At 63.5% G+C, this 22,947-nt stretch carries 21 protein-coding genes and 1 pseudogene; 8 read left to right on the plus strand and 14 right to left on the minus strand.

From position 1 onward, the window contains the following. Positions 1-61: 61 nt before the first annotated feature. Both RAD04_RS21710 and RAD04_RS21715 read right to left on the minus strand, forming a co-directional pair. Entirely contained in the window at positions 62-217 is a 156-nt protein-coding gene (locus tag RAD04_RS21710; RefSeq protein WP_018317399.1) for a hypothetical protein, read from the minus strand. A gap of 141 nt (positions 218-358) precedes the next feature. Continuing rightward, a complete protein-coding gene (locus RAD04_RS21715) occupies positions 359-1,282 on the minus strand; it encodes a LysR family transcriptional regulator (RefSeq protein ID WP_461625380.1) in 924 nt (307 codons plus the stop codon). A 214-nt stretch (positions 1,283-1,496) separates the two neighbouring features. On the opposite strand from RAD04_RS21715, the gene RAD04_RS21720 reads away from it, so the two are divergent. The 3 genes from RAD04_RS21720 to RAD04_RS21730 are packed head-to-tail and all read left to right on the plus strand — an operon-like array spanning position 1,497 to position 3,749. After that, positions 1,497-2,207, plus strand: coding sequence for an SDR family NAD(P)-dependent oxidoreductase (locus RAD04_RS21720; RefSeq protein WP_461625381.1), 711 nt, complete (start codon positions 1,497-1,499; stop codon positions 2,205-2,207). A 19-nt stretch (positions 2,208-2,226) separates the two neighbouring features. Beyond that, positions 2,227-2,463, plus strand: a complete 237-nt coding sequence (locus RAD04_RS21725; protein WP_461625382.1) for a tautomerase family protein — start codon at positions 2,227-2,229, stop codon at positions 2,461-2,463. A 32-nt stretch (positions 2,464-2,495) separates the two neighbouring features. Then, positions 2,496-3,749 (plus strand): YbfB/YjiJ family MFS transporter, encoded by a 1,254-nt coding sequence (locus RAD04_RS21730; protein WP_461625383.1) that lies wholly within the window; start codon positions 2,496-2,498, stop codon positions 3,747-3,749. 18 nt (positions 3,750-3,767) lie between these two features. Here the strand turns inward: RAD04_RS21730 and RAD04_RS21735 are convergent. Together RAD04_RS21735 and RAD04_RS21740 are read right to left on the minus strand one after the other, a co-directional pair. Beyond that, positions 3,768-5,233: pseudogene (locus RAD04_RS21735) on the minus strand (flavin-containing monooxygenase). A gap of 50 nt (positions 5,234-5,283) precedes the next feature. Then, positions 5,284-5,415, minus strand: coding sequence for a hypothetical protein (locus RAD04_RS21740; protein WP_461625384.1), 132 nt, complete (start codon positions 5,413-5,415; stop codon positions 5,284-5,286). Positions 5,416-5,644: 229 nt separating this feature from the next. On the opposite strand from RAD04_RS21740, the gene RAD04_RS21745 reads away from it, so the two are divergent. Both RAD04_RS21745 and RAD04_RS21750 read left to right on the plus strand, forming a co-directional pair. Continuing rightward, positions 5,645-6,640, plus strand: coding sequence for a fatty acid desaturase (locus RAD04_RS21745; RefSeq protein ID WP_461625385.1), 996 nt, complete (start codon positions 5,645-5,647; stop codon positions 6,638-6,640). Next, a complete protein-coding gene (locus tag RAD04_RS21750; protein ID WP_461625386.1) occupies positions 6,633-7,652 on the plus strand; it encodes a methyltransferase domain-containing protein in 1,020 nt (339 codons plus the stop codon). The genes RAD04_RS21745 and RAD04_RS21750 overlap by 8 nt, the downstream gene beginning before the upstream one ends. 75 nt (positions 7,653-7,727) lie before the next feature. Here the strand turns inward: RAD04_RS21750 and ahcY are convergent, their stop codons facing one another. The 3 genes from ahcY to RAD04_RS21765 all read right to left on the minus strand — a co-directional run bounded on the left by ahcY (position 7,728) and on the right by RAD04_RS21765 (position 11,888). Beyond that, complete coding sequence (gene ahcY, locus RAD04_RS21755; RefSeq protein WP_461625387.1) at positions 7,728-9,149, minus strand: adenosylhomocysteinase; 1,422 nt, start codon at positions 9,147-9,149, stop codon at positions 7,728-7,730. A gap of 124 nt (positions 9,150-9,273) precedes the next feature. Next, on the minus strand, positions 9,274-10,470 hold the full coding sequence (gene metK, locus RAD04_RS21760; protein ID WP_461625388.1) for a methionine adenosyltransferase: 1,197 nt from the start codon (positions 10,468-10,470) through the stop codon (positions 9,274-9,276). Between the two features lie 62 nt (positions 10,471-10,532). Then, positions 10,533-11,888, minus strand: a complete 1,356-nt coding sequence (locus tag RAD04_RS21765) for a hypothetical protein (RefSeq protein WP_461625389.1) — start codon at positions 11,886-11,888, stop codon at positions 10,533-10,535. Between the two features lie 193 nt (positions 11,889-12,081). Here RAD04_RS21765 and RAD04_RS21770 point away from each other — a divergent pair, with 193 nt between their 5' ends. Together RAD04_RS21770 and RAD04_RS21775 are read left to right on the plus strand one after the other, a co-directional pair. Beyond that, the gene (locus tag RAD04_RS21770) at positions 12,082-13,170 is read left to right on the plus strand and encodes a TIGR02281 family clan AA aspartic protease (RefSeq protein ID WP_461625390.1); all 1,089 of its coding nucleotides are present in this window, start codon (positions 12,082-12,084) and stop codon (positions 13,168-13,170) included. A gap of 102 nt (positions 13,171-13,272) precedes the next feature. Further along, complete coding sequence (locus tag RAD04_RS21775) at positions 13,273-14,997, plus strand: caspase family protein (protein WP_461625391.1); 1,725 nt, start codon at positions 13,273-13,275, stop codon at positions 14,995-14,997. A 156-nt stretch (positions 14,998-15,153) separates the two neighbouring features. On the opposite strand, the gene RAD04_RS21780 is transcribed toward RAD04_RS21775, so the two are convergent. From RAD04_RS21780 to RAD04_RS21805, 6 genes are all read right to left on the minus strand, one after another. Then, complete coding sequence (locus RAD04_RS21780) at positions 15,154-16,272, minus strand: cobalamin-independent methionine synthase II family protein (protein ID WP_461625392.1); 1,119 nt, start codon at positions 16,270-16,272, stop codon at positions 15,154-15,156. A gap of 24 nt (positions 16,273-16,296) precedes the next feature. Beyond that, positions 16,297-17,013 (minus strand): ABC transporter ATP-binding protein, encoded by a 717-nt coding sequence (locus tag RAD04_RS21785; RefSeq protein WP_461625393.1) that lies wholly within the window; start codon positions 17,011-17,013, stop codon positions 16,297-16,299. Further along, positions 17,006-17,761 carry an ABC transporter ATP-binding protein gene (locus RAD04_RS21790; RefSeq protein ID WP_212250633.1) on the minus strand — a complete coding sequence of 252 codons (756 nt, stop codon included), beginning with the start codon at positions 17,759-17,761 and terminating at the stop codon, positions 17,006-17,008. The genes RAD04_RS21785 and RAD04_RS21790 overlap by 8 nt, the downstream gene beginning before the upstream one ends. After that, positions 17,758-18,786: a branched-chain amino acid ABC transporter permease gene (locus tag RAD04_RS21795; protein WP_461625394.1), complete on the minus strand. Its 1,029-nt coding sequence runs from the start codon at positions 18,784-18,786 to the stop codon at positions 17,758-17,760. The genes RAD04_RS21790 and RAD04_RS21795 overlap by 4 nt, the downstream gene beginning before the upstream one ends. Before the next feature lie 8 nt (positions 18,787-18,794). Next, positions 18,795-19,664 carry a branched-chain amino acid ABC transporter permease gene (locus RAD04_RS21800; protein ID WP_212250637.1) on the minus strand — a complete coding sequence of 290 codons (870 nt, stop codon included), beginning with the start codon at positions 19,662-19,664 and terminating at the stop codon, positions 18,795-18,797. Between the two features lie 134 nt (positions 19,665-19,798). Continuing rightward, entirely contained in the window at positions 19,799-20,977 is a 1,179-nt protein-coding gene (locus tag RAD04_RS21805; protein ID WP_461625395.1) for an ABC transporter substrate-binding protein, read from the minus strand. Positions 20,978-21,552: 575 nt separating this feature from the next. Here RAD04_RS21805 and RAD04_RS21810 point away from each other — a divergent pair. Then, a complete protein-coding gene (locus RAD04_RS21810) occupies positions 21,553-21,846 on the plus strand; it encodes a hypothetical protein (RefSeq protein ID WP_461625396.1) in 294 nt (97 codons plus the stop codon). A gap of 70 nt (positions 21,847-21,916) precedes the next feature. Here RAD04_RS21810 and purU read toward each other — a convergent pair whose 3' ends face one another. Beyond that, a complete protein-coding gene (purU, locus tag RAD04_RS21815; RefSeq protein WP_104463655.1) occupies positions 21,917-22,780 on the minus strand; it encodes a formyltetrahydrofolate deformylase in 864 nt (287 codons plus the stop codon). Positions 22,781-22,947: the final 167 nt, after the last annotated feature.

Consider the following 22,947-nt stretch of genomic DNA (forward strand, 5'->3'; position numbering starts at 1 on the left):
TGCCACGCTTAACGTAGTACCGAAAACACGATGAGGCCGAGGATCAGCGCCGCTACGCCGGTTACGCCCGCGACAACGCCTGCAGACCCTTGAAAGTCAGGCGTTTGGGGTCGGTCACCCCGGCGAGATAGAGCTGGCGGATAAAGGCAACGACAGCGCTGCGGTCGCAATCGGTCAGCGCGACGACGGCGTCGACCGCGATCTTCTGGGCTTCCATTAGCTCACCTCGGCCTTGCGAGTAACCCCGGCCGAGACAGGCTAGGAGTCCGCGGTTAATCCGGCGTTAACCGTTTGGACAGAGTGGCCGATTCACCCCGACGACCGAATACGCAAAACAACGCATTGGCGGCAGCGATGCTCAGCGTGCAGCGACCCTCTTCTTGAGCTGCGCAAAATGCTTCTTCAGCCGCGGCACGGCAAAGTCGGTGAAGGCTCGCACCTTCGGCACCGAGAGCCGGCCCTGCGGGCAGATCAGGTGCGCAGGCATCTCCGGATCCTTCTCGGCGGCCAGCACGATCTCGAGCTCGCCGCGCGCAACCTGCTCGGCCACCTGGTACGAATACATCCGCGCGACGCCGCGGCCGGCAACGGCGGAGGCTACGGCCGCGTAGGTGCTGTTGACGATGAGACGCGGCGTGAACTGGACCGTACGCGGCACCGAGCCACCGGCCTGCGGCGCGAAGGTCCAGGAATTGGGCAGATGGGCCATCGCCACGATCTGATGCTTGGCGAGATCGCCGGGCTCGGTGATGCGGGGATGCTGCTTCAGATAGCGCGGGGCTGCCACGACCACGCGGCTGATCTCGCCGACCCGCATTGCCACCATCGCCGAATCCGCGAGGGGGCCAATGCGAAGCGCGATGTCGATACCCTCCTCGATCAGATTGACCGCGCGATCGAACAGCAACAGCCTGGCCGACACCGTCGGACAGGCATCGAGAAACGTATCCAGGATCGGCCGCAGCACCATCTCGCCCGACACCACGGGAGCGGTGATCGTGAGCAGGCCGCGCGGCGCCGAGCGCGGTCCGGCCGCGATGTCGTCGGCCTCCTCCAGCTCGGTGAGCACGCGGCGGCAGATCGCGACATAGCGCTCGCCCTCCTCGCTGAGCTTGATCGAGCGCGTCGTCCGGTGCAGCAGCTCGGCGCCGACCCGCTCCTCGAGAAAAGCGATGGCGCGGCTCACCGCCGCCGGCGAGCGGCCGAGCTTGCGGCCGGCGGCAGCCAGGCTGCCCTCGTCCACCGCAAGGACGAACACTTTCATCGCATCCAGACGATCCATGCCTTCCCCGCCGCCCCTCAGATTCCGGCCGCAGGCTAGGCGTTCCCCTCCGCGGCGACAACCGTCGGCAGGCGCCGACCCGGCATTCGTTCGCGCCGCGAAAGAGTGTCTGCCGGACGGCGTGTATTCGCAGCCGGGCTGCCCCGGCGTACCTCACCACCCAAGCCAGCCGAGTGCTGGCGCAGGTTCTCAAGGCCAACAACAGGAGCCCGTTATGGGTATCGAGCAGAAAGTCGCCATCATCACCGGTGCTTCGCAGGGCATCGGCGCCGCCCTGGTCCAGGGTTTTCGCGATCGGAACTACCGCGTCGTCGCAACCGCACGCTCCATCAAGCCGTCGGGTGACGACGACGTCCTCGCCGTGGCGGGCGACATCACCGAGCGGAGCACCGCCGAGCGTGTGGTTTCGCAGGCCGTCGCCCGCTTCGGGCGCGTCGACACGCTGGTCAACAATGCCGGCATCTTCGTCGCAAAGCCGTTCACTCAGTACACGGCCGAGGATTACGCGGCGGTGATGGGCACCAACGTCGCGGGCTTCTTCCACATCACACAGCTCGCCATCGCCGAGATGGAGAAGCAGGGTTCGGGCCACGTCGTCCAGATCACGACCACGCTGACCGATCAGGCCAATTCCAACGTCCCCTCGGTGCTGGCCTCGCTGAGCAAGGGCGGCCTCAACGCCGCGACCAAGTCGCTTGCGATCGAATATGCCAGGCGCGGCATTCGCGTGAACGCGGTCTCGCCGGGGATCATCAAGTCGACGATGCACCCGGCCGCGACCCATGCCCAGCTCGGCGCGCTGCATCCGGTCGGTCACATGGGCGAAATGTCCGACATCGTCGGTGCCGTCCTCTATCTCGAGGGCGCCTCCTTCGTCACCGGCGAGATCCTGCATGTCGACGGCGGCCAGAGCGCCGGCCACTGAGCGTGGGAGGAGAGCCACAATGCCCATCGTCACCATTCAAGTGACCCGCGAAGGAACGACGCCGGGAGCGGCGTCGCTCACCGCCGCGGAGAAAGCCGCGCTGATCAAGGGATCGAGCCAGCTGCTGCTCGACGTGCTCGGCAAGCCGCTCGATTCGACCTTCGTCGTGATCGAGGAAGTCGACACCGACAATTGGGGCTGGGGCGGCCTGCCCGTGCCGGAGTTCCGGCGCCGCCGCGCCGCCCGGACAGAATGATCCGCGCGCGATCGCGCGCGCACGAGGATGACATGACCAACGCAGATCTGAAACCACACGCCGGGGCTCGGCCGCATCCGAAGGCGGCATCGGCCTCACGAGAGACCTCGTCAAAGCAACATTCCTCGCAGCGGACCTGGCAATATGCGGTGGCGGGATTGTCCGCTTCGCTGGTCGGACTTGGCCTCGCCCGCTTTTCCTACACGCCGCTGATCCCGGCCCTGATCGCGGCAAAATGGTTCAGCGCATCGGACGTCGTCTATCTCGGTGCCGCGAACCTCGCCGGTTATCTCGCCGGCGCGCTCGCCGCAAGGAGGGTCGCCAGCCGCATCGGCGCGGTTTGCACGTTGCGGGCGATGATGCTGCTTGCCACCCTCTCCTTCTTCGCCAGCTCATCGCCGGTGTCGTTCACGTGGTTCTTCGCCTGGCGCTTCCTCTCCGGCCTCAGCGGCGGAATCATCATGGTGCTGGCGGCCTCCGTCATTCTGCCGCACACCTCAGCCGCAAGGCGTGGCATCGTCGGCGGCGTGATCTTCGCCGGCGTCGGCCTCGGCGTCGCCGCATCGGGCACGCTGGTGCCACTGCTGCTGCAACAGGGATTGCAGCAGAGCTGGCATGGTCTCGGCGTGCTCTCCGCCCTGCTCACGCTCGCGAGCTGGTGGAACTGGCCCGCCGAAGCGAACAGCACTCCGCTTTCTCAAACCAGGCCCCGTCAAACCTCGGCTATCGCCCGCGCGCTGCTGATCCAGTACGGTCTCAACGCGGTGGCATTGGTGCCGCACATGGTCTTCATCGTCGATTTCGTGGCGCGCGGCCTCGGCCAGGGCATTGCCGCGGGATCGCGCTATTGGGTGCTGTACGGTCTCGGCGCCATCGTCGGTCCGCTCATCACCGGCCATCTCGGTGACCGCGCCGGGTTCGGTCCGACGTTGCGCGCGGCCTTTCTGATCGAGGCGGCCGCCGTGCTGCTGCCGACTGTCAGTACCGCACCTCTTTCGCTGATCGTATCGAGCCTCGTGGTCGGCGGCTTCACGCCCGGCATCGTGCCACTGGTGCTCGGACGTATCCATGAACTCGTTCCGCACTCTGCCGAGCAGCAGCGCGCGACCTGGAGCCATGCCACCACCAGCTTTGCACTGTTCCAGGCCGCGGCCGCTTACGGCTTCTCCTGGATCTACGCGCAGACCGGCGGCGATTATCTGGTGCTGTTCGGACTCGGCGGCGGCGCGGTTTTACTGGCGCTCGCGATCGACCTTGCACTGGCACTTGCCACACGCAAGGCATAACCACAGGCGGCGGCGCGTTCAGGAATATCGCATCACGCCGTCGTCGATCCGGCCGAAGCGCAGGGAGACGATGTCGAGCGCGTAGTTCTGGTACAGCCGCCACGGCTGCTTCGAGCCCTGCTTCGGCATCTTGGCCACCGAGCGCTGCACATAGCCCGAGGTGAAGTCCAGCGACGGCTGCGCGGTGATCTCGGGGTCGTCATTATGCGGCATGCACTGCCGGAAATTGTGCCGGTCCATATAGTTGATGAGCCGGCAGACAAATTCGCAGGTGAGGTCGCATTTCAGCGTCCAGGACGCATTGGTGTAGCCGAAGGCGGAGGCCATGTTGGGCACGTCCGCATACATCATGCCCTTGTAGGTCAGCGTATTGGCGAAATCGACGGCACGGCCGTCGACACTGACGTCGAGACCGCCGACGACCTGGAGCACCAGCCCGGTCGCCGTCACGATGATGTCGGCCGCAAGTTCGCTGCCGTCCTTCAGGCGGATACCGTCGCGCGTGAACGTGTCGATCTCGCTGGTAACGACGGAGGCGCGCTGCTCGCGGATCGCCTTGAACAGATCGCCATCAGGCACGAGGCAGAGCCGCTGGTCCCAGGGATTGTAGCGCGGCGTGAAATGGGTGGCGACGTCGTAGTCGGGGCCAAGCGCCATCTGCACGCCCTTGAGGACGAGCTCCTTGACCTTCGCAGGCCGCCGCCGGCTGAGCTGGAAGAAGAACTCCCCCACATCACGTTGCGCCAGCGGATGACATGATAGGCAAGCCGCGTCGGCAGATTACGGCGGATCTTGTTGGCGACGGGATCCTGCGCCGGGCGCGACACCACGTAGGTCGGCGAGCGCTGCAGCATGGTGACCTGCGCCGCCTTCTTGGCGAGCTCCGGAACCAGCGTCACCGCGGTCGCGCCCGAGCCGATCACCACGACGCGCTTGCCCGCGTAGTCGATGTCCTCGGTCCATTTCTGCGGATGGACGATGCGGCCGGCGAAATCAGCGGCGCCCCTGAACTCCGGCGTATAGCCCGCCTCGTATTTGTAATAGCCCGAGCACATGAACAGGAAATTGCAGGTGAAGCACACCAGCTCGGTGGCGCCCTCGCCCGTGATGCGCTCGGCCTCAATGGTCCAGCGTGCGTCCGGCGTCGACCACGAAGCCCGCTTGACGCGATGGCGGAAGCGGATGTGCTTCTCGATGCCGTTCTCGGCCGCGGTCTCGCGCACATAGTTCAGGATCTGCGGCCCATCCGCGATCGCCTTCGGATCGGTCCACGGCTTGAACGAATAGCCGAGCGTGAACATGTCGCTATCGGAGCGGATGCCGGGATAGCGGAACAGGTCCCAGGTGCCACCGATGCGGTCGCGCCCCTCCAGAATGACGTAGCTCTTGGTCGGGCACTTGGTCTGCAAGTGATAGCCCGCGCCGATGCCTGACAGGCCGGCACCGACGATGATGACGTCGACATGTTCTGCGGCTTCGGCCATGGCGCTCTCCCTGGGCACAGCATGGGCAGCGCCGCGCCGAATTGCAACCGTCAGGAGATGGTCACACTGTAGACCCAGGTGGTGTCGAAATACTCGTGGAATTCACCGCCTTCCCGTCCTGGAAGCGCCAGAAATCGAACTTCGGCGTCTTCGCGACCTTTTTGGTCTTCTTGTTGGTCCACGCGCATTCCCCACGCGCCAACGACGTCGCCCCGCGCACGGCTCCAAGGCATTGGCTCGCTCGGAACCGGCTCCGACCGCGGAGCGGCTCGATCGAACGTCGATCCACGGTAAACGACAGACCAATCCGGCGATCGAGTCGATCTTTTGCGAGTAGAACTACTTTATATTCGCTTCCATTGCGGGTAGTACTTCGACCGCTTGAACGACCTGCGCTGGGAGCACCGTGAAATGTCGGTCCAGGCCTATTCGCCGTTTCGCGCTAATCTGATCACGCCGTCAGATCTCAGACGGCTCAATGAGATAAGACCGTGGGTTCCCGTCTTGGCGACGGTGGTCCACTGGACATTGATCGTAGCGGCCTGGACGATGGTCGCGCTGTGGCCGAACTTTGCCACAGCCGTCCTCGCCTTCTTCGTCGTCGGTGTGAATTTCTATGGCCTCTACATCATTATGCATGATGGGCTTCATCGCAGACTCTTTCGATCAGTTACCCTCAATGATCTCTGGAATGATCTGACGATGACCGCCTCGATCGGCGCGATCACGCGGATCAATCGTCGCAACCACATGACGCACCATCATTCAACGTGCCTCGCGGACGACCCCGATCGTTTCAAATATGTGCACGAGGGCAAGGATGTGGTCATCCCCTTCATGGCATTCCTAAGTGGCGTCAGTCCGCTTGTGACGGCCGTCAGGAATGTGTTTTTCAAACGATCGCCCCAGTCCGTTGCTAGTCCTATCGAACCCTCCGAGCGCTATCGGCTCCGAGACATCCTTCTTCTGGCCGCCTGGCAACTCGCTCTGATTGGTGGCCTGAGCTATTCGATCGGAGCGTGGGCTTATCCGTGCCTCTGGCTTGCGCCAACCTACGCCCTTGCCTATCGCGCCGATCTCGTGCGCGTATTCTGCGAGCATTCGATGATGATTGCCGATGAAGACGCAGACAGCTCGATGCGATTGATCACCTACGAGAGCAATTGGTTCGAGAAGCTGTTCTTCGCCCCTCACAACATGAACTATCATATGGCCCACCATCTTTGGCCGAGCATCCCGTACTACAACCTGCCCGAGGCTGATCGTCTGATACGCGCCTCGGAGATCGCAAGGAAAGGCGACACGCGGCTTGTGTGGCGAAAATCGTATGTCGGCTACCTGATCTCGTATGCCAATTGGCGGCGGAGCAACGCCGCAATTGTCATGCCCGAGCAATCCCATGCTTGAGCGAGGCATTGGTCTTCCGCCGAACTACAATGCGAACGCACCACTGATCGAGACGGTGCGCGTCAGTCATTGTCCCGTTTGTGGGTCCGATCATCGGCGCGAATATGCGCACGGGTTCGATTATGAAATCGAGACATGCCGCAATCTTTGGACCTTTTTCCAGTGCACCGAGTGTGAAGCGGTCTGGATTGATCCGCGACCGGCGAACGGTGAGCTGTCCACCATCTATCCGCCGACCTACTATGCCTACGACATGTCGGAAAAGCTGCCGGCCTTCATTCTCAAAGGCAAGGCGATGCTCGATCGCATCAAGCTTGCCGGAATCACCAAGCGGATGGGGGAGAAACCGACCAGCTATCTGGACGTCGGTTGCGGCGATGGCCGCTATCTCTACCAGTTCGCGGAACAGGGGATGTCGCGGGACCGCATCTATGGCATGGACTTGCCCTCGCCGGCGCTGCCCAAGCTTCAGAGCGACGGGTTCAGGGTTTGGGCGGGACGCATCGAGGATTGCACCGAGATCGAACCGGGCACGATCGATCTCATCACGATGTTTCACGTGATCGAACATGTGGAAGATCCGATCGCCGTGATGCGCAAATTTACGGAGTGGCTATCTCCCGGCGGAGTCCTGGCGCTCGAGACTCCGAACACCGACTCGATCGATCGCCGGCTCTTCTCCAATGGCTGGTGGGGCGGACTTCATATTCCCCGGCATTGGACTCTCTTTAACAGCAAGAGCATCGGGCGGGCGGTCGAGAAGGCCGGACTGGAGCCAGCGGGCATTTTCTACCAGACCGGACATTCCTTCTGGCTTCACTCGTTCCGCCATGGCTTGCGCTACAACACGGTTCTGCCGATGCCGAAGCTTGCGGAATGGTTCAATCCGATGAAGTCACGCCTCCCGTTGATGGCGATCACAGGCTTTGAGTTGCTTCGTCGCACGCTTGGCGCAAAGACTTCGGCCATGCTGGTCCTTGCGCGCAAGCCTGGAGGTCCGCCGGTCGCGTGACCGACAACAGCGTGAGGCCGAAAAAAAGCCCCGGATTGCTCCGGGGCTTCGCGCGTTCTTGACGGGCGCTGCGTCTCAGTAGCGGTAGTGGTCCGACTTGTACGGGCCTTCCTGCTTCACGCCGATGTAGTCGGCCTGGTCCTTGCGCAGCTCGGTGAGCTTGACGCCGATCTTGGCGAGATGCAGGCGCGCGACCTTCTCGTCGAGCGACTTCGGCAGCACGTAGACTTCCTTCTTGTACTTGCCGTCCTTGTTGTTGGCGAACAGCTCGATCTGCGCCAGGGTCTGGTTGGTGAAGGAGGCCGACATCACGAAGGACGGATGGCCCATCGCGTTGCCGAGGTTCACGAGGCGGCCCTCCGACAGCATGATGATGCGGTGCTTGTCGGGGAATTCGATCTCGTCGACCTGCGGCTTGATGTTGGTCCACTTCAGGTTACGCAGACCCGCGATCTGGATCTCGTTGTCGAAGTGACCGATGTTGCAGACGATGGCGCGATCCTTCATCGCGCGCATGTGTTCGATGGTGATGATGTCCTTGTTGCCGGTCGCGGTGACGAAGATGTCGGCGCGGGGAGCTGCGTCTTCCATGGTCACGACTTCGTAGCCTTCCATCGCGGCCTGCAGCGCACAGATCGGATCGACTTCCGACACCATCACGCGGCAGCCGGCCTGGCGCAGCGAGGCGGCCGACCCCTTGCCGACGTCGCCGAAGCCGGCGACCATCGCGACCTTGCCCGACATCATCACGTCGGTGCCGCGGCGGATGCCGTCGACCAGCGATTCACGGCAGCCATAGAGATTGTCGAACTTCGACTTGGTGACGCTGTCGTTGACGTTGATGGCGGGCCACAGCAGCGTGCCGGCCTTCTGCATGTCATAGAGACGATGCACGCCCGTGGTGGTCTCTTCGGACACGCCCTTGATGCTCTTGGCGACCCCGGCGAAGTAGCCCTTGGGCTTTTCCTTGAGCTGCTTCTTCAGCAGCGCGAAGAAGACTTCCTCTTCTTCCGAACCCGGCTTGTCCAGGAACGCAGCGTCGCCGTTCTCAGCGCGCAGGCCGAGATGGACATACATGGTGGCGTCACCGCCGTCATCGAGGATCATGTTCGGGTGACCGCCGCCGTGCCAGTCGAACAGTTTTGCGGTGTACTCCCAGTACTCGGTCAGCGTCTCGCCCTTGACGGCGAAGACGGGAATGCCGGCGGCCGCGATCGCCGCCGCAGCGTGGTCCTGCGTCGAATAGATGTTGCAGGAGACCCAGCGAATGTCGGCGCCGAGTGCGGCCAGCGTCTCGATCAGCACGCCGGTCTGGATCGTCATGTGCAGCGAGCCGGCGATGCGGGCGCCCTTCAGCGGCTGCTTCGGGCCATACTCTTCGCGGGTGGCCATCAGGCCGGGCATCTCGGTCTCGGCGAGCGAGAGCTCCTTGCGGCCGAAATCGGCGAGCGAAATGTCCTTGACGATGTAATCGGTGAAGCCGGGCTTCGCGTTCATGGGAGGTTCCTGTTTGTTTGGCTCGTCATTCCGGACCCGCTCGTGAAACGAGCGAACCCGGAATCCAGAGGTTCGAGATTCCGGGTTCGCCGCTGTCGCGGCGCCCCGGAATGACGCGAGAGAACTAGAGCGCGCGCTTGAGCTGCTCGACGAGGTCGGTCTTCTCCCAGGAGAAGCCGCCCTCGTTGTCGGGCGTGCGGCCGAAATGGCCGTAGGCCGAGGTGCGCGCGTAGATCGGGCGGTTGAGGTCGAGATGGCTGCGGATGCCGCGGGGCGTCAGATCCATCGCCTGCGCCGCCGCCTTCTCGAGCTGCTCCTCCGACACCTTACCGGTGCCGTGGGTGTCGATGTAGATCGACAGCGGACGCGCCACGCCGATGGCGTAGGCGAGCTGGAGCGTGCAGCGGTCGGCAAGGCCGGCAGCAACGATGTTCTTGGCGACGTAGCGCGCAGCATAAGCCGCCGAGCGGTCGACCTTGGTCGGATCCTTGCCGGAGAACGCGCCGCCGCCATGCGGGGCCGCGCCACCATAGGTGTCGACGATGATCTTGCGGCCGGTCAGGCCGGAGTCGCCGTCGGGACCGCCGATGTAGAACTTGCCGGTCGGGTTGATGTGCCAGATCGTCTTCGGCGTGATCCAGTCCTTCGGCAGCGCTTCGCGCACATAGGGCTCGACGATGTCGCGAATCTGCTTGGACGAGATGTCCTCGACCAGGTGCTGATGCGAAACCACGATCTCGCGCACGCCGACCGGCTTGCCGTTCTCGTACTGCACGGTGACCTGGCTCTTGGAGTCCGGACCGAGCACCTTCTCCTTGCCGGAGTGACGGGCTTCGGAGATCAGGCGCAGGATCTTGTGGGCGTAGAAGATCGGTGCCGGCATCAGATCGGGCGTCTCGTTGGTGGCGTAACCGAACATGATGCCCTGGTCGCCCGCGCCCTCTTCCTTGACCTCGCCCGGCTGAAGCGCATCGACGCCCTGGGCGATGTCGGCCGACTGCGGATGCAAGAGGATCTCGATGTCGCAGGTCTTCCAGTGGAAGCCATCCTGCTCGTAGCCGATGTCCTTGATCGCGCCCCGGACGACGCCCTCGATTTGCTCGTTGGTCACCGACTTCGGACCGCGGGTCTCACCGGCGATCACCACCTTGTTGGTGGTCGCCAGCGTTTCGCAGGCGGCGCGGATCTGCCAGGGGTCGATGCCGGCCTTCGGCCCTTCGCGGTAGAACAGATCGACGATCTCGTCGGAGATCCGGTCGCACACCTTGTCCGGATGGCCCTCGGACACGGACTCGCTGGTGAAGAGATAGGACGCGCGCATCAGTAACCCCTTGTTCCGCCGCTAAACCGGCGGGCGTTTGCGATGTTTACCTGTGGATGATGTCAATCACGCCGGCGCGAGATGACGTAGGATTCGTCGAGAAACCAGAGCCCATTGTACTTCCGCAGCACGTCCCTGGCGGCATCCAGAGTGCGGCCGCTTTGAGTCATTTCTGTCAACCGGTCGTCCTCAATCTGAGCGACATACACCGCCGCATTCCACGCTGCAAAGGCTGTCGAGGTTCCGATCGTCCCGGTTACCTCGTTGGGCAGCGCTTCCATATCATACCTGAAGATCGAGCGGTTATCCGCATATGCATTAAAATTTAAGTCGCGGCCCAACGAACCAAGTTCATACTTAACGGCGCGCAATAGCTCATGACGGCTCACAGCGAAAGGATTTTCTCCTGGCCAGATCGCCTGGATCATTTCCATGCCCGGATCCTGGCCGTGGGAGTGAATTCCGATCAGCCGCCCTCCCGGCCGAAGCGCCCGCGCCAGGGGCGCGATGATCCGCTTGGCCCGGAAATTGACCGAGGACAGGGCACGGTAGGGCTGGGACGCGATGACGAGGTCGAAATTGGCCTCGGTCTGGCCCGGTCGCGGAATGGTCGAATCCAGCAAGAACCTGTGGTCCTCGCGATACAGCACCAGGACGACCGGCCGCTCGTACAGCGGCATGGCGGTGCGTGGGCTGATCGCCGCGCGCCAGTTCTGCTCCAGGAATGGCCGGAGCTCCGCGATCTGCTGCTCGAACTCGCCTGACGAGGCGCCCCGCAGCGGCACCTCGTGCCAGACGGTCGCAGCCGCCGCCGCAGGCGATGCCGGCGTCAGCCAGGGCGCCTCCGAGTAGAACATGTTGGTGAAGACGAACACCGACGCCGGATGCTCGAAAATGCGATCCGGCACCTTCTCCAGCGTCAGGCGCAGGTCCTCCAGGCTGAGCTCCTTGCCGGCGACGTAGAACGGCATGTGCGGGTAGCGCTGGTGCGTCGCGCGCAGCACCCGCGCCAGCACCGTGCCGTCCCCGACGCCGGCGTCGAACACGCGCAGGGCCGGTGGGCGCGGATGGATGGAGGAAAGCTCCAGCGCGACCCTGTCGGCGATCACCCGCTTTTCGCTGCAGGTGTGGACGAACAGCAGGTATTTCTGGCGGTTCTCGAAGAAACGGAAATTGCCGCGTGGATCGCGCTTTTCGGGCGGCACCTGAAGCCCCCGCGGCGGCGGCACGCCGCCAGCCATCGATGCGGCCATATAGGCCTGGATCCGGTCCAGCGTATCGATGGTGATGCGCTTGCCCTCGCGCAGGCGATGCACCAGCTTCCCATCGTTCACCGCGCGCCGGCCGAACGTCGATTCCGCCATGTCCGCCTTGCGGCAGAACTCCGTGATCTGGCTCAGGATTTCGTCGTTTTTCATGGGTGGGAACTTGGTGGGCAGACCTGTTGGGCACTGTCCTCTAGCAAATTCTGCCCACTCAGGGAATACCCTGGAATTGCTCCACGCGCTGTCGATTGGCGGTGCTGCGCCGATTGGGGACACTCCCATCGTGCGTCTGGCCGTGCCTGCACTTATCGGTATACATGGCGAACGGGGATGTTCGGGGCTGGATATGTTCAGGTCGTTTTGGCTTGCAGCGATATTGCTCACTGCGCTCACAGGTATTGGTCGCGCGGGCTACCTGACCGACAATCCCGACGAAGTCTTCCAGTCCGTCTATGCGCGCATCGGGCCACTCCCGGTCGCCGCCGCGCGCGACCCGTCCGTCTGGCTGAGGCTGGAAGAGCTCAAGCGCGAGCCCTGCGACCAGAAGAGCATCGATGATCTTGCGCAGTGGCTCGACAAGCTCGGCTATCGGCGACAGGCCGCTGACGGACTCTTCAATTTCGTCAAGAACTGCGGAGCGCCGCTGACCGCACTGAACAAGGCAGTCAGCATCTACATAAGACTGACCGACTACCCGAAAGCCGTCGAAGCGGCTGACGAGTACGTCAGGCGCGCCCCATCCGACCAAACCGCGCGCTACCTGCGCGGCATGGCGCTGGATGGTGCCGGCGACTATCGCCGCGCGCTGACCGACTACTCCGACACGATCGAGCTTTTCGCCGGCGACAAGAAGATGGTGTCCAGCAGCGTGTTCCTGCGCATGGCCAACGCCTACGCCGCCTTGAAGCAGTTCTGCGAGGCGACAGCGCCGATCAACCGTTGGGTTGCGTTCGATCCCGCCACGCGCGACACCAGCAAGACCCAGAAGATCATCGCCGACTATGAGCGGCAGGGTAATTGCGTCTCATCGAACGAGCTCCGCAAGGAGAGCTTCCCATTGCAGGGACAGAGAGGTGTCGTCACCGCCAAGGCGGAGATCAACGGCGTGCGCGGGCTGTTCGTGCTCGACACCGGTGCGAGCTACGTGTCGGTGAAGTCGTCCTTCGCGAGCAAGGCCAAGATTGCAGACGGCGGTGCAAGCGAGATCACGCTGAACACCGCCAACGGGCAGATCAAGGCTAAGCTCACCAAAGCCGACAAGGTCGCGCTGGGCAAGCTCGAGGCGACCAACGTGCCGATCGCGGTTCAGAGCAGCGACGACAAGAGTTATGGGCCAGGCATCGACGGCCTCCTCGGCATGAGCTTCCTGTCGCGGTTTGAGGTGCAGATGGCGCGTGGATCGATGGAGATCCGGACCCGGCAGCCAAGGAAGTGACTTCGCGGCTGCCTGGCTAAGCCCGGGCGTGAACCGGGACGTAGGCCGGCGCGACCAAACGACTGAAACCACCGTCTAAATCCGCCTGTCGCCGAGGTCTGCTTGCGCCGCCTGCTGCTGATCCCCGCTCTGCTTGCCGCCCTGCTCTGGTCCGCGCCCGCCTTCGCGCAGGCGCGCAATCAGCTCGGGCCGCTCTGCACCACCGACACGACGCCAGCGGACAAGATGATCGACGCCTGCACCAAGATCATCGCGTTGAAGGTGTTTCGGGGCGAGCAGCTTGCGACGATCCATTTCTGGCGCGCGGTGGGCTGGAACAAGAAGGGCGACTATTCGAAGGTCATCACTGATGCCACCGAAGCGATCCGGCTCCAGCCGAGCCAGGCGGTCTACAACCTGCGGGGATCGGCCTATTACGACAAGGGCGACTACGACATCGCGATCGCGGACTTCAACGACGCGCTGAAGCTCGGACCGCCCAGCGGCATCATCTTCCACAATCGCGGCAATGCCTGGCGCGGCAAGAATGACTATGCCAAGGCAATTGCCGATTACGACATGTCGATCAAGGCCGATCCGAAATCGGCGTTCTCGTTCCAGAACCGCGGCATCTCGAAACAGGCGCTCGGCGATTACGACGGCGCGCTCGCCGATATCAACCAGGCGATCCGGCTCGACCCCTCGCTGCCGCAGCCGCTGATCAACCGCACCGCGATCTGGCGCGCCAAGGGCGATCTCGATCGCGCCATCGCCGACGGCAGCGAGGCGATCCGGCTCGCCAAGGAAAAGCCGCCGGTCAATATCATGACGCCGCCGAACAGCGTCCTGATCTCGGGCTACATCCATCGCGCGCTGGCCTATGAGGCCAAGCGCGACTACGCGCACGCGCGCGAGGACTACAAGGCAACGCTCGGTATCACCGCCTCCGACGCCGGCAGCAAGGCCAATCAGGCCACCGCAAAGGTGCGGCTCTCACTCGTCACCGAAGCGCCTGCGCCGGTGCCGCGCGACGCGCCGACATCGACCGCGCAGCAGCCGGGCACGCCCTCAAAGCAGCAGGCGACCGCAACGCCGGCGCCCTCGCCGTCTCCGCTCGCGAGCGGCCGCGGCAAGCGCATGGCGCTGATTATCGGCAACGGCGCCTATCAACACGTCAAGGCACTACCCAACCCGTCCAGCGATGCCCGTGCGGTCGCAAAGAGCCTGCGCGACATCGGCTTCACCGTATCGGAAGGCATCGATCTCGACCGCGCCGCGATGCAGAAGATGACGCGCGACTTTCTGCGCGAGGCCGCGCGGGCGCAGGTCGCGGTGGTCTATTATGCCGGCCATGGCGTGCAAGTCGACGGCCGCAATTACCTCATTCCCGTCGACGTGGAGCTCAAGCCCGGCACGGGTATGACCGAGGCGATGATCGACATGGACACGATCATGGCCGGCCTCGACGACCAGGTCCGCACCAACATTTTGATCTTCGATGCCTGCCGCAACAATCCGATGGCGCAGCAGGTCGCATCCGCCGGCGTCAATCGCGGCATCGAGGGCGCCTCGGGCCTCGCAGCGCCAACGAGTCTCGGCACCGGTGCGACATTGGGGGCCGGCACGCTGATCGCATTCGCAACCGCGCCGGGCCAGGTCGCACTCGACGGCGAAGGCGCCAACTCGCCGTTCTCCGCCGCCCTCTCCCGCCATCTCGGCACGCCGGGACTGGAAGTGCAGCAGATGCTGACACGGGTGCGGGCCGAGGTGGTGTCGAGCACGAAGAACAAGCAGGTGCCGTGGTCGAACTCGTCGCTGCTGGGTGAGGTTTACCTGGCGGAGAGGTGAGACGCTATCGTGCCCCGGACGCAGCGCAGCGCTTCTTCAGCGATGCGCTGCAGAGCCGGGGCCCATATCTCCTGAGAGCAAGTCAAGCAGCATGGGTCCCGGCTCTGCGCAGCAACGCAAGGGCGTTGCAGCGCGTCCGGGACACCAACAAAGGGCTCAATTACCCCACACTTCCTTCGCGATCTCGACCGCAAGGCTCAGCTTCGCCCACTGCTCTTCCTCGGAGAGGACGTTGCCCTCTTCCGTCGAGGCAAAGCCGCATTGCGGTGACAGCGCGAGCTGCTCCAGCGGGGCGAACTTGGCGGCTTCTTCCAGACGACGCTTGATGTCGTCCTTTTTCTCGAGCTCGCCGAACTTGGAGGTGATGACGCCGACCACGACGACCTTGTTGCCCTTGGGCAGGAAACGCAGCGGCTCGAAGCCGCCGGCCCGATCGCTGTCATATTCGAGGAAGTAACCGTCGTAGTTGGTGCCGGCGAGCATGGTCTCGGCAACCGGCTCATAGCCGCCCGAAGAAATCCAGGTCGAACGGAAATTGCCGCGGCAGACATGCGTCGTCACCACCATGTCGGCGGGCTTCTCGGCCAGCGCGTAGTTGATGATGCGGGCATAGATCTGCTGGAGACCGTCCGGATTGTCGCCGCGCTCGCGCGCCTTCTGCAGTTCATCCTGCGAGCAGAGATAGGCCCACACGGTGTCGTCGAACTGGAGATAGCGGCAGCCGGCATCGTAGAACGCCTTGACGGCTTTCCGGTAGGTCTTGCCGAGGTCTTCGTAGAAGGCCTCGAGATCGGGATAGATGTCCTTCGAAATCGACTTGCGGCCGCCGCGGAAATGCAGCACTGCCGGCGAAGGTATCGTCATCTTGGCGGTGACGTGGGCCTGGTCGGCGACCTTTTTCAGGAAGCGGAAGTGATCCAGCATCGGGTGGTCGTCGGGAAAGTCGAGCTTGTCGATCACCCGCACCGCGTCGTGCCGGGTCTGCACGCCTGCGAACTGGATGCCGGTGTCGGGATGAAACAGCTCGCAGCCGGTGAGCTTGGCCAGGAAGTCGAAATGCCACCAGGAGCGGCGGAACTCGCCGTCGGTCGCGAGCTTGAGCCCGATCGAGGCCTGCTTGTGCACGACCTTCTCGATCTCCATGTCCTCGATCTTGCGCAGATCGTCGGCCGAGATCTCGCCCCTCTCGAGCCGGCTCCGGGCTTCCTTGATCTTGGCCGGACGCAGGAGGCTGCCGACCTCGTCGGCGCGGAAGGGGGCTTTGGTTCGCTGCATGTCTTACTCCCTGGACATTTTAGTTTAGTGAGCCGCCGCCCCGGCGACGCCGAGATGGCGTTCCAGGACCGAGGGATCGGTTTTCAGCGCGGCGCTCGGAGCGTCGTGGACGATCGTCCCGCGCTCCAATATCACAACGCGGTCGGCCAGCCCCAGAATCTTTTGGGCATTCTGCTCGACGATGATCGAGCAGATGCCGCCTGCCCGCGTGATGCTGCCGATCGCCTTCAAGAGCTCTTCGACAATGATGGGGGCAAGGCCCTCTGTCGGCTCGTCCAGCAGCAGCACTTTCGGATTGAGGGTGAGCGCGCGGCCGATCGCCAGCATCTGCTGCTCCCCGCCGGAGAGCTGGTTGCCGAAATTGCTCCGCCGCTCCTTCAGCCGCGGGAACATCTCGTAGACCTTCTCGACCGTCCAGGGACCGGGCTGCGCCACCGCGGTCATGTTCTCCTCCACCGTGAGCGAGCGGAAGATGTTGCGCTCCTGCGGCACCCAGCCGATCCCGGCGCGCGCCCGCTGGTCAGGCCGGAGCAACGTGACATCGGTGCCAGCGAGCGCCACGCTGCCTGAGAAGCGGCGGGTGACGCCGACGATCGAATTGATCAGCGTGGTCTTGCCGGTGCCGTTGCGGCCCAGCAGCGCCAGCACCTGGCCCTCGGCGAGGCGCAAGGACATGTTGGGCAGCACCACCGCCTCGCCATAACCGGCGCGAAGTGCATCGATCGCGAGCAGGTCAGACATTGACCGCCTCCTCGCCGAGATAGACGGCCTTGACCTGCGGATCGCGCGCGACCTGCTCGGGCGGGCCCTCGGTGAGCAGCGCGCCCGAAACCAGCACGGAGATGCGGTCGGCGAAGGAGAACACGAGGTCCATGTCGTGCTCGATCAGCAGCACCGTGACGTCGCGCGGCAGGCTGCCGACGACCGCGAGAATGTCGTGGCGCTCGCTCTCGGGCACGCCGGCGGCGGGCTCATCGAGCAGCAGCACGCGCGGCTTAGCGGCGATGGCAACCGCGATCTCGAGCAGGCGCTGCTTGCCGTAGGGCAGCGTCACGGTCTGTTCGTTCATGACGTCGAGCAGATGGAAGCGCGCCAGCAGATCGGCGATCTCGCCGTTGACGTCGCTGCGCGTGCCCATCCGCCGCCACCAGTCGCCGCCATGGCCGAGGCGCTCGGAGACGGCGAGGCCAATGGTTTCGAGCGGTGTCAGGTCGGGATAGAGCTGGTTGATTTGGAAGGTGCGCGACAGGCCGCGCAGCACGCGCTTGTGCACGGGCAGATCCGTGATGTCCTGGCCTTCGAGCAGGATGCGGCCCGAGTTCGGCTTCAGCACGCCGGTGAGCTGGTTGATGACCGTGGTCTTGCCGGCGCCGTTCGGGCCGATCAGCGCGTGGCGGGCGCCCTGCTCGATCTTCAAGGACAGATCGCGGGTGACGCGCAGCCCGCCGAACTGCTTTTCGAGATTCTGGGTTTCGAGCACGATGGTCATGCGTCGCTCTCCGGCACGGCGACGACGGCCTTGCGTCCCGCAATCTGCCTGATGACCAGATTGGGCACGTACAGCACCCAGCGGTGCAGGCGCTGACGGCCGACCAACACGATCACGACCAGCACGAGGCCGATCCAGAACTGCCAGTATTGCGGGGTGATGGTGGAGAACACTTCCTGGAGCATGCGGAAGATCACCGCGCCAACCAGTCCGCCATAGAGGTAACCGGTGCCACCGATGACGAGCACGAGCATCAGATCGGCGGAGCGTTCGAAGGCAAACACGTCGAGCGAGGCGATCGCCGTGGTCTGGGTGAACAGCGCGCCCGCGACGCCGGCATAGAACGCCGCGAGCGTGTAGATCGCGATCAGGCGGCGGTTGACGGGAATGCCGATCGCGGCGGCGCGCAGCGGATTGTTCTTGATCGCGCGCAGCGACAGGCCGAACGGCGAATGCACGATGCGACGGGCCAACAGGAACAGCACGAACAACACGGCCAGCGAATAGAAGAAGCCGGCTTTGCCGAACATATCGAAGGGAATCTGGCCGAAGATCGGCTGCATCTCGATGCCCTGCAGGCCGTCGGTGCCGCCGGTGACGTTGGAGAAACGCTCGGCGAGCGCTTCCAGCAGCAGCGCGATACCGAGCGTCACCATCAGGCGCGTCAGGTCGACGCCGCGGATCACCAGGAAGCTGGTGGCAAAGCCGAGCACCATCGCGGCCAGGCCAGCGACGATCAACGCCAGCACGGGCTCGCTCACGATACCATGAAGCGCGAGAAGCCCCGCGGCATAGGCGCCGACGCCGAAGAAGGCAGCATGCCCGAGCGAGACGATGCCGGCATAACCGAGGATGAGATCGAGCGACATCGCAAACAACGCCAGCCGCAGGATGTCGGTCATGATCAGATAGCGCGTGGGAAATGCAAAGCCGCAGGCCAGCACGATTAGCCAGAAGGCGACTTCGCCGTAGTGCCAGCGCGCCTGGCGCTGGGCGTGATGACCGACGTCGGAGGAAGCGCTCATCGGCGAACTCAACGCGCGGCCGTGCGGCCGAACAGGCCGTTCGGACGCCAGATCAGGATCACGATCATCATGGTGTAGATCACGAAGGGGCCCATCTTCGGCACGTAATATTTGCCGGCGACGTCTCCGATGCCGAGCAGGAGCGAGGCCAGGAACGGGCCGGTGATCGAAGATGAGCCGCCGACGGTGACCACGATCAGGAAGTAGATCATGAACTTCAGCGGGAAATACGGATCGAGGCCGAGGATCTCGGCACTCAGCGCGCCGCCGAGGCCGGCGAGCCCGCAACCGAAGGCAAAGGTGAAGGCGAACACCTGCGGAACGTTGATGCCGAGGCCGCTTGCGGCGCGCGGGTCATCGACGGCGGCGCGCAGGCGGCTGCCGAAGCGGGTCTTGGCCAGCACCATCTGGAGCGCGATGGTGAGCAGGCCGCAGATCACGATGATCATCAGCCGGTAGCGGCCGATGCCGACGCCGAACAGGTCGAACTGCCCCTGAAGTGCCGCCGGCAGGTTGATGAAGACGCGCGAAGAGCCTTGGATGTAGTCGACGGCAGCGACCGACATGAAGGTCAGGCCGATCGTGAATAGCACCTGATCGAGATGACTGCGCGCATAGAGGTGGCGGTACAGCGTCCGTTCGAGCGCGATGCCGATCGCGGCAGAGGAGACGAAAGCGAGCGGGAGCGCTGCGAAGAACGGCCAGCCCATCCGGTTGACCAGCACCATGCAGACGTAGCCGCCGGCCATGGCGAAGGCGCCATGGGCGAGGTTGACGAAGTTCATCAATCCGAGCGTGACCGCAAGCCCGCACGCGAGCACGAACAGCAGCATGCCGTAGGCAACGCCATCGAACAGGTTGGTGAGGATAGAGGTCATCGTAGAGTGGGTCGATCCTGTAGGCGTTCGTCATTCCGGAGCAGCGCGTAGCGCTGGCCCCGGAATTTGGTTTCAACGATGTCGAGATCCCCGATGCGCGCTAAGCGCGCTCGGGGATGACCCGCTTTCGCGGGTCACTTCTTGGTCTTGCCGAGATCCTTGACGGCTTCGAAGGTCGCGAACTCGACATTGTAGAGCTCGCCGTCGACCTTCTCGACCTTGCGGATGTAGATGTTCTGCACGATGTCGCGGGTCTCGGGGTCGATCGAGATCGGGCCGCGCGGGCTCTCCCACTTCTGGCCCTTCATGGCCTCGACAAGCTTGGTGCCGTCGGTGTCGCCATTCGTCTTCTTGAGCGCCTCGTAGATCAGGTGGATGCCGTCATATCCGCTCACCGCCATGAAGCCCGGACGATTGCCGAACGACTTTTTGTAGGCTGCGACGAAATCCTTGTTCATCTGCGAGGGATGCGCCGCGGAATACAGATGCGCGGTGACCGTGCCGAGCACGGCGTCGCCCATGTTGTTGAGCAGGTCGTCGTCGGTGACGTCGCCCGGCCCGATCACCTTGATGCCGGCCTTGTCGAGGCCACGCTCGGCATACTGCTTCATGAAGTTGCCGCCCTGGCCGGCCGGCACGAACACGAAGATCGCATCGGGCTTGGCGTCTTTCATGCGCTGCAGGAACGGCGCGAAATCGGGATTGGCGAGCGGCGTCTTCACTTCTTCGACCACCTCGCCGCCGCCCGCGGTGAAGTTCTGCTTGAAGAAGTTCAGCGCGTCATTGCCCGGCGCGTAGTCCGAGGTCAGCGTCGCCACCTTCTTGATGCCGTTCTTCACCGCCCAGTCGCCGATGATGGTCGAGGACTGTGCCAGCGTGAAGCTGGTGCGCACGATATAGGGCGAGCGCTCGGTGATGATGGAGGTGCCGGCCGCCATCACGACTTCCGGGATCTTGGCTTGCGTCGCCAGCGGCGCGGCCGCCAGCGCGGCCGGTGTCACGCCGAAGCCCGCAATGAAGTTGACCTTGTCGTTGACGATCAACTCCTGCGCGGCGGTCTTGGTCTTGTCCGGGATCGCAGCGTCGTCCTTGAGGATGATCTCGATCTTCTTGCCGGCGACGGTGTCGCCCTTCTGCTGCATGTAGAGCTTGATCGCGTTCTCGATCTGCTTGCCGGTCGAAGCCTGGCCGCCGGTCATCGGCAGGATCAGGCCGACCTTGACGCTGTCCTCGGCCTTGGCAGGCGCAAGACCTGCAACGCCCGCGATGGCGGCTGCTGCGACGGTGCGTGAAAAGATTCTTCGTTCGAACATCAGATGTCCCTCCCCTTCATTCCTGACCTGTTATGCGCCAGACCGAGTACCCGGTCCTTGCCGCGCTTTAACCTACGGACGTGCCATGCCGCGCGGCCACATGGCGTCCTCTGCAACCCCATTGTCAATCGGACGTTGGGCGACCATTCGGCGCAAGCCGCGCGATCGGATCAACGGCGGGGGAGACATTTGTACGATTGTACAAATAAAATGGCCCTGTCAACAAAAAAGCCTGTCGCTGTACGAGCGGGGTCCTCCGGGTTGATGCCGCACTGTAGGAGCGCCTGGCGGCGACGTGGTTGGAGAAATCCGCCTCTGCTTTGCAGAATTCGAACATTCGCCCGGACGACGAGAGAACCCACTCAACCCAATTGCCCCTCGGGAAGAATACGGATTGTATACCGTACCACCTAATAGAAGCGGATCAACGCAAAAAATTGACTACCATTTTACCTTTTTGTATACAAAGAAAACAGTCGTGGAATAGGCCAATTTTACTTGTTGAGGACTAGAGTGCGCCGCTGGCGCCCATCGGGCGCCGGTCATCCCGCGCCCGGTCCAGATCGACCCAGAAAATGCTCATGCGTATCCGTATGCCTTCAATCACTGCCGTCGTTGCCTTGCTGGCTTCCAACCTTGCAGGCTGCGGTACCGTCAACGAAAGACTCTCCGCCGGCATGGGCGACTACGTCCCGCAATGGGCCGGCGGGCTGCCGGCCGATGCCCCGCCGCGAGCGGGCACGCCGCAATACGACGCCTACATGAAGGAGCGCGAACGCAAGCGGCTGCTGCCGGCGGCGGATCGCGAGAAGGAAGAGCAGGCGCAGAAAGGCGCGACGGGGACGACGTCGGCCGGCGCGGTGCGATAAGGGGCGAATGGCGAATAGGGAGTGGCGAGTACGCCCCCACTTCCATTCGCTGCTCGCCACTCCCTATTCGCTAATCCATGAACACCACGGTCTTGCGACCGTTGAGGATGACGCGGTCGTCGAGATGGTAGCGGATCGCACGCGCCAGCACGCGGCGCTCGATGTCGCGGCCTTTGCGGACGAGATCTTCCGGCGTGTCGCGATGGCTGATGCGTTCGACGTCCTGGTCGATGATCGGGCCTTCGTCGAGGTCGCGCGTGACGTAATGCGCGGTGGCGCCAATCAGCTTGACGCCGCGCTCATGGGCCTGGTGATAGGGTTTTGCGCCCTTGAACCCCGGCAGGAACGAGTGATGGATGTTGATGCAGCGTCCCGACAGTTTTGCCGAAAGATCGTCGGACAATATCTGCATGTAGCGGGCAAGCACGACGAGATCGGTCCCGGTCTTGCCGACGAGATCGAGGATCTGCGCCTCCTGCTCGCGCTTAGTCTCCTTGGTGACGGGCAAATAATGAAACGGGACACCGCCGAAATCGAGCCCAGCATAGACCTCGCGCGGATGGTTGGAGACGATCGCGGCCAAATTCATCGGCAGTTCGCCGGTGCGCCAGCGATAGAGGATGTCGACCAGGCAGTGGTCCGACTTCGAGACCAGCAGCATCACCTTGCGATGCGCAGCCCGGTCGCGCATCTGCCAGTCCATGCCGAAACGCTCGGCGATCGCGGCAAAGCCGGTCTGGAGTGCCGACAGTTCCACGGCGAGATCGGCCGCGGTGAACACCACGCGCATGAAGAACTTCTTGGTCTCGATGTCGTCGAACTGCTGAGCATCGAGAATGTTCTGTCCGTTGTGGGCGAGAAACGTCGACACCGCCGAGACGATGCCGGGACGATCCGGACAGGACAGGGTCAGGACATATTGATGATCGGGCATGTTGATGAACAGGCTTGGCTCTTGATGAAGGTTTGGGCAAATGATGCGGAACGACCCGCGATTTGCGCCCTGCTCTATCACCGACGTCCCCTTGCGCCAATCCCAAGACTTGCTTCGACCAAGACTTGCTTCGACCAAGACTTGCTTCGACCTGAAGCGCGGAGTCA

Source organism: Bradyrhizobium sp. 25ACV (assembly GCF_054863005.1).

Coding starts and splice junctions, on each gene's coding strand:
- ahcY (WP_461625387.1), bottom strand. CDS start 9,149: ATGAACGCGAAGCCCGGCTTCACCGATTACATCGTCAAGGACATTTCG.
- RAD04_RS21810 (WP_461625396.1), top strand. CDS start 21,553: ATGCTCATGCGTATCCGTATGCCTTCAATCACTGCCGTCGTTGCCTTG.
- RAD04_RS21710 (WP_018317399.1), bottom strand. CDS start 217: ATGGAAGCCCAGAAGATCGCGGTCGACGCCGTCGTCGCGCTGACCGAT.
- RAD04_RS21725 (WP_461625382.1), top strand. CDS start 2,227: ATGCCCATCGTCACCATTCAAGTGACCCGCGAAGGAACGACGCCGGGA.
- RAD04_RS21795 (WP_461625394.1), bottom strand. CDS start 18,786: ATGAGCGCTTCCTCCGACGTCGGTCATCACGCCCAGCGCCAGGCGCGC.
- RAD04_RS21770 (WP_461625390.1), top strand. CDS start 12,082: ATGTTCAGGTCGTTTTGGCTTGCAGCGATATTGCTCACTGCGCTCACA.
- RAD04_RS21800 (WP_212250637.1), bottom strand. CDS start 19,664: ATGACCTCTATCCTCACCAACCTGTTCGATGGCGTTGCCTACGGCATG.
- RAD04_RS21730 (WP_461625383.1), top strand. CDS start 2,496: ATGACCAACGCAGATCTGAAACCACACGCCGGGGCTCGGCCGCATCCG.
- RAD04_RS21790 (WP_212250633.1), bottom strand. CDS start 17,761: ATGACCATCGTGCTCGAAACCCAGAATCTCGAAAAGCAGTTCGGCGGG.
- RAD04_RS21785 (WP_461625393.1), bottom strand. CDS start 17,013: ATGTCTGACCTGCTCGCGATCGATGCACTTCGCGCCGGTTATGGCGAG.
- RAD04_RS21715 (WP_461625380.1), bottom strand. CDS start 1,282: ATGGATCGTCTGGATGCGATGAAAGTGTTCGTCCTTGCGGTGGACGAG.
- purU (WP_104463655.1), bottom strand. CDS start 22,780: ATGCCCGATCATCAATATGTCCTGACCCTGTCCTGTCCGGATCGTCCC.
- metK (WP_461625388.1), bottom strand. CDS start 10,470: ATGCGCGCGTCCTATCTCTTCACCAGCGAGTCCGTGTCCGAGGGCCAT.
- RAD04_RS21750 (WP_461625386.1), top strand. CDS start 6,633: ATGCTTGAGCGAGGCATTGGTCTTCCGCCGAACTACAATGCGAACGCA.
- RAD04_RS21745 (WP_461625385.1), top strand. CDS start 5,645: ATGTCGGTCCAGGCCTATTCGCCGTTTCGCGCTAATCTGATCACGCCG.
- RAD04_RS21720 (WP_461625381.1), top strand. CDS start 1,497: ATGGGTATCGAGCAGAAAGTCGCCATCATCACCGGTGCTTCGCAGGGC.
- RAD04_RS21780 (WP_461625392.1), bottom strand. CDS start 16,272: ATGCAGCGAACCAAAGCCCCCTTCCGCGCCGACGAGGTCGGCAGCCTC.
- RAD04_RS21805 (WP_461625395.1), bottom strand. CDS start 20,977: ATGTTCGAACGAAGAATCTTTTCACGCACCGTCGCAGCAGCCGCCATC.
- RAD04_RS21765 (WP_461625389.1), bottom strand. CDS start 11,888: ATGAAAAACGACGAAATCCTGAGCCAGATCACGGAGTTCTGCCGCAAG.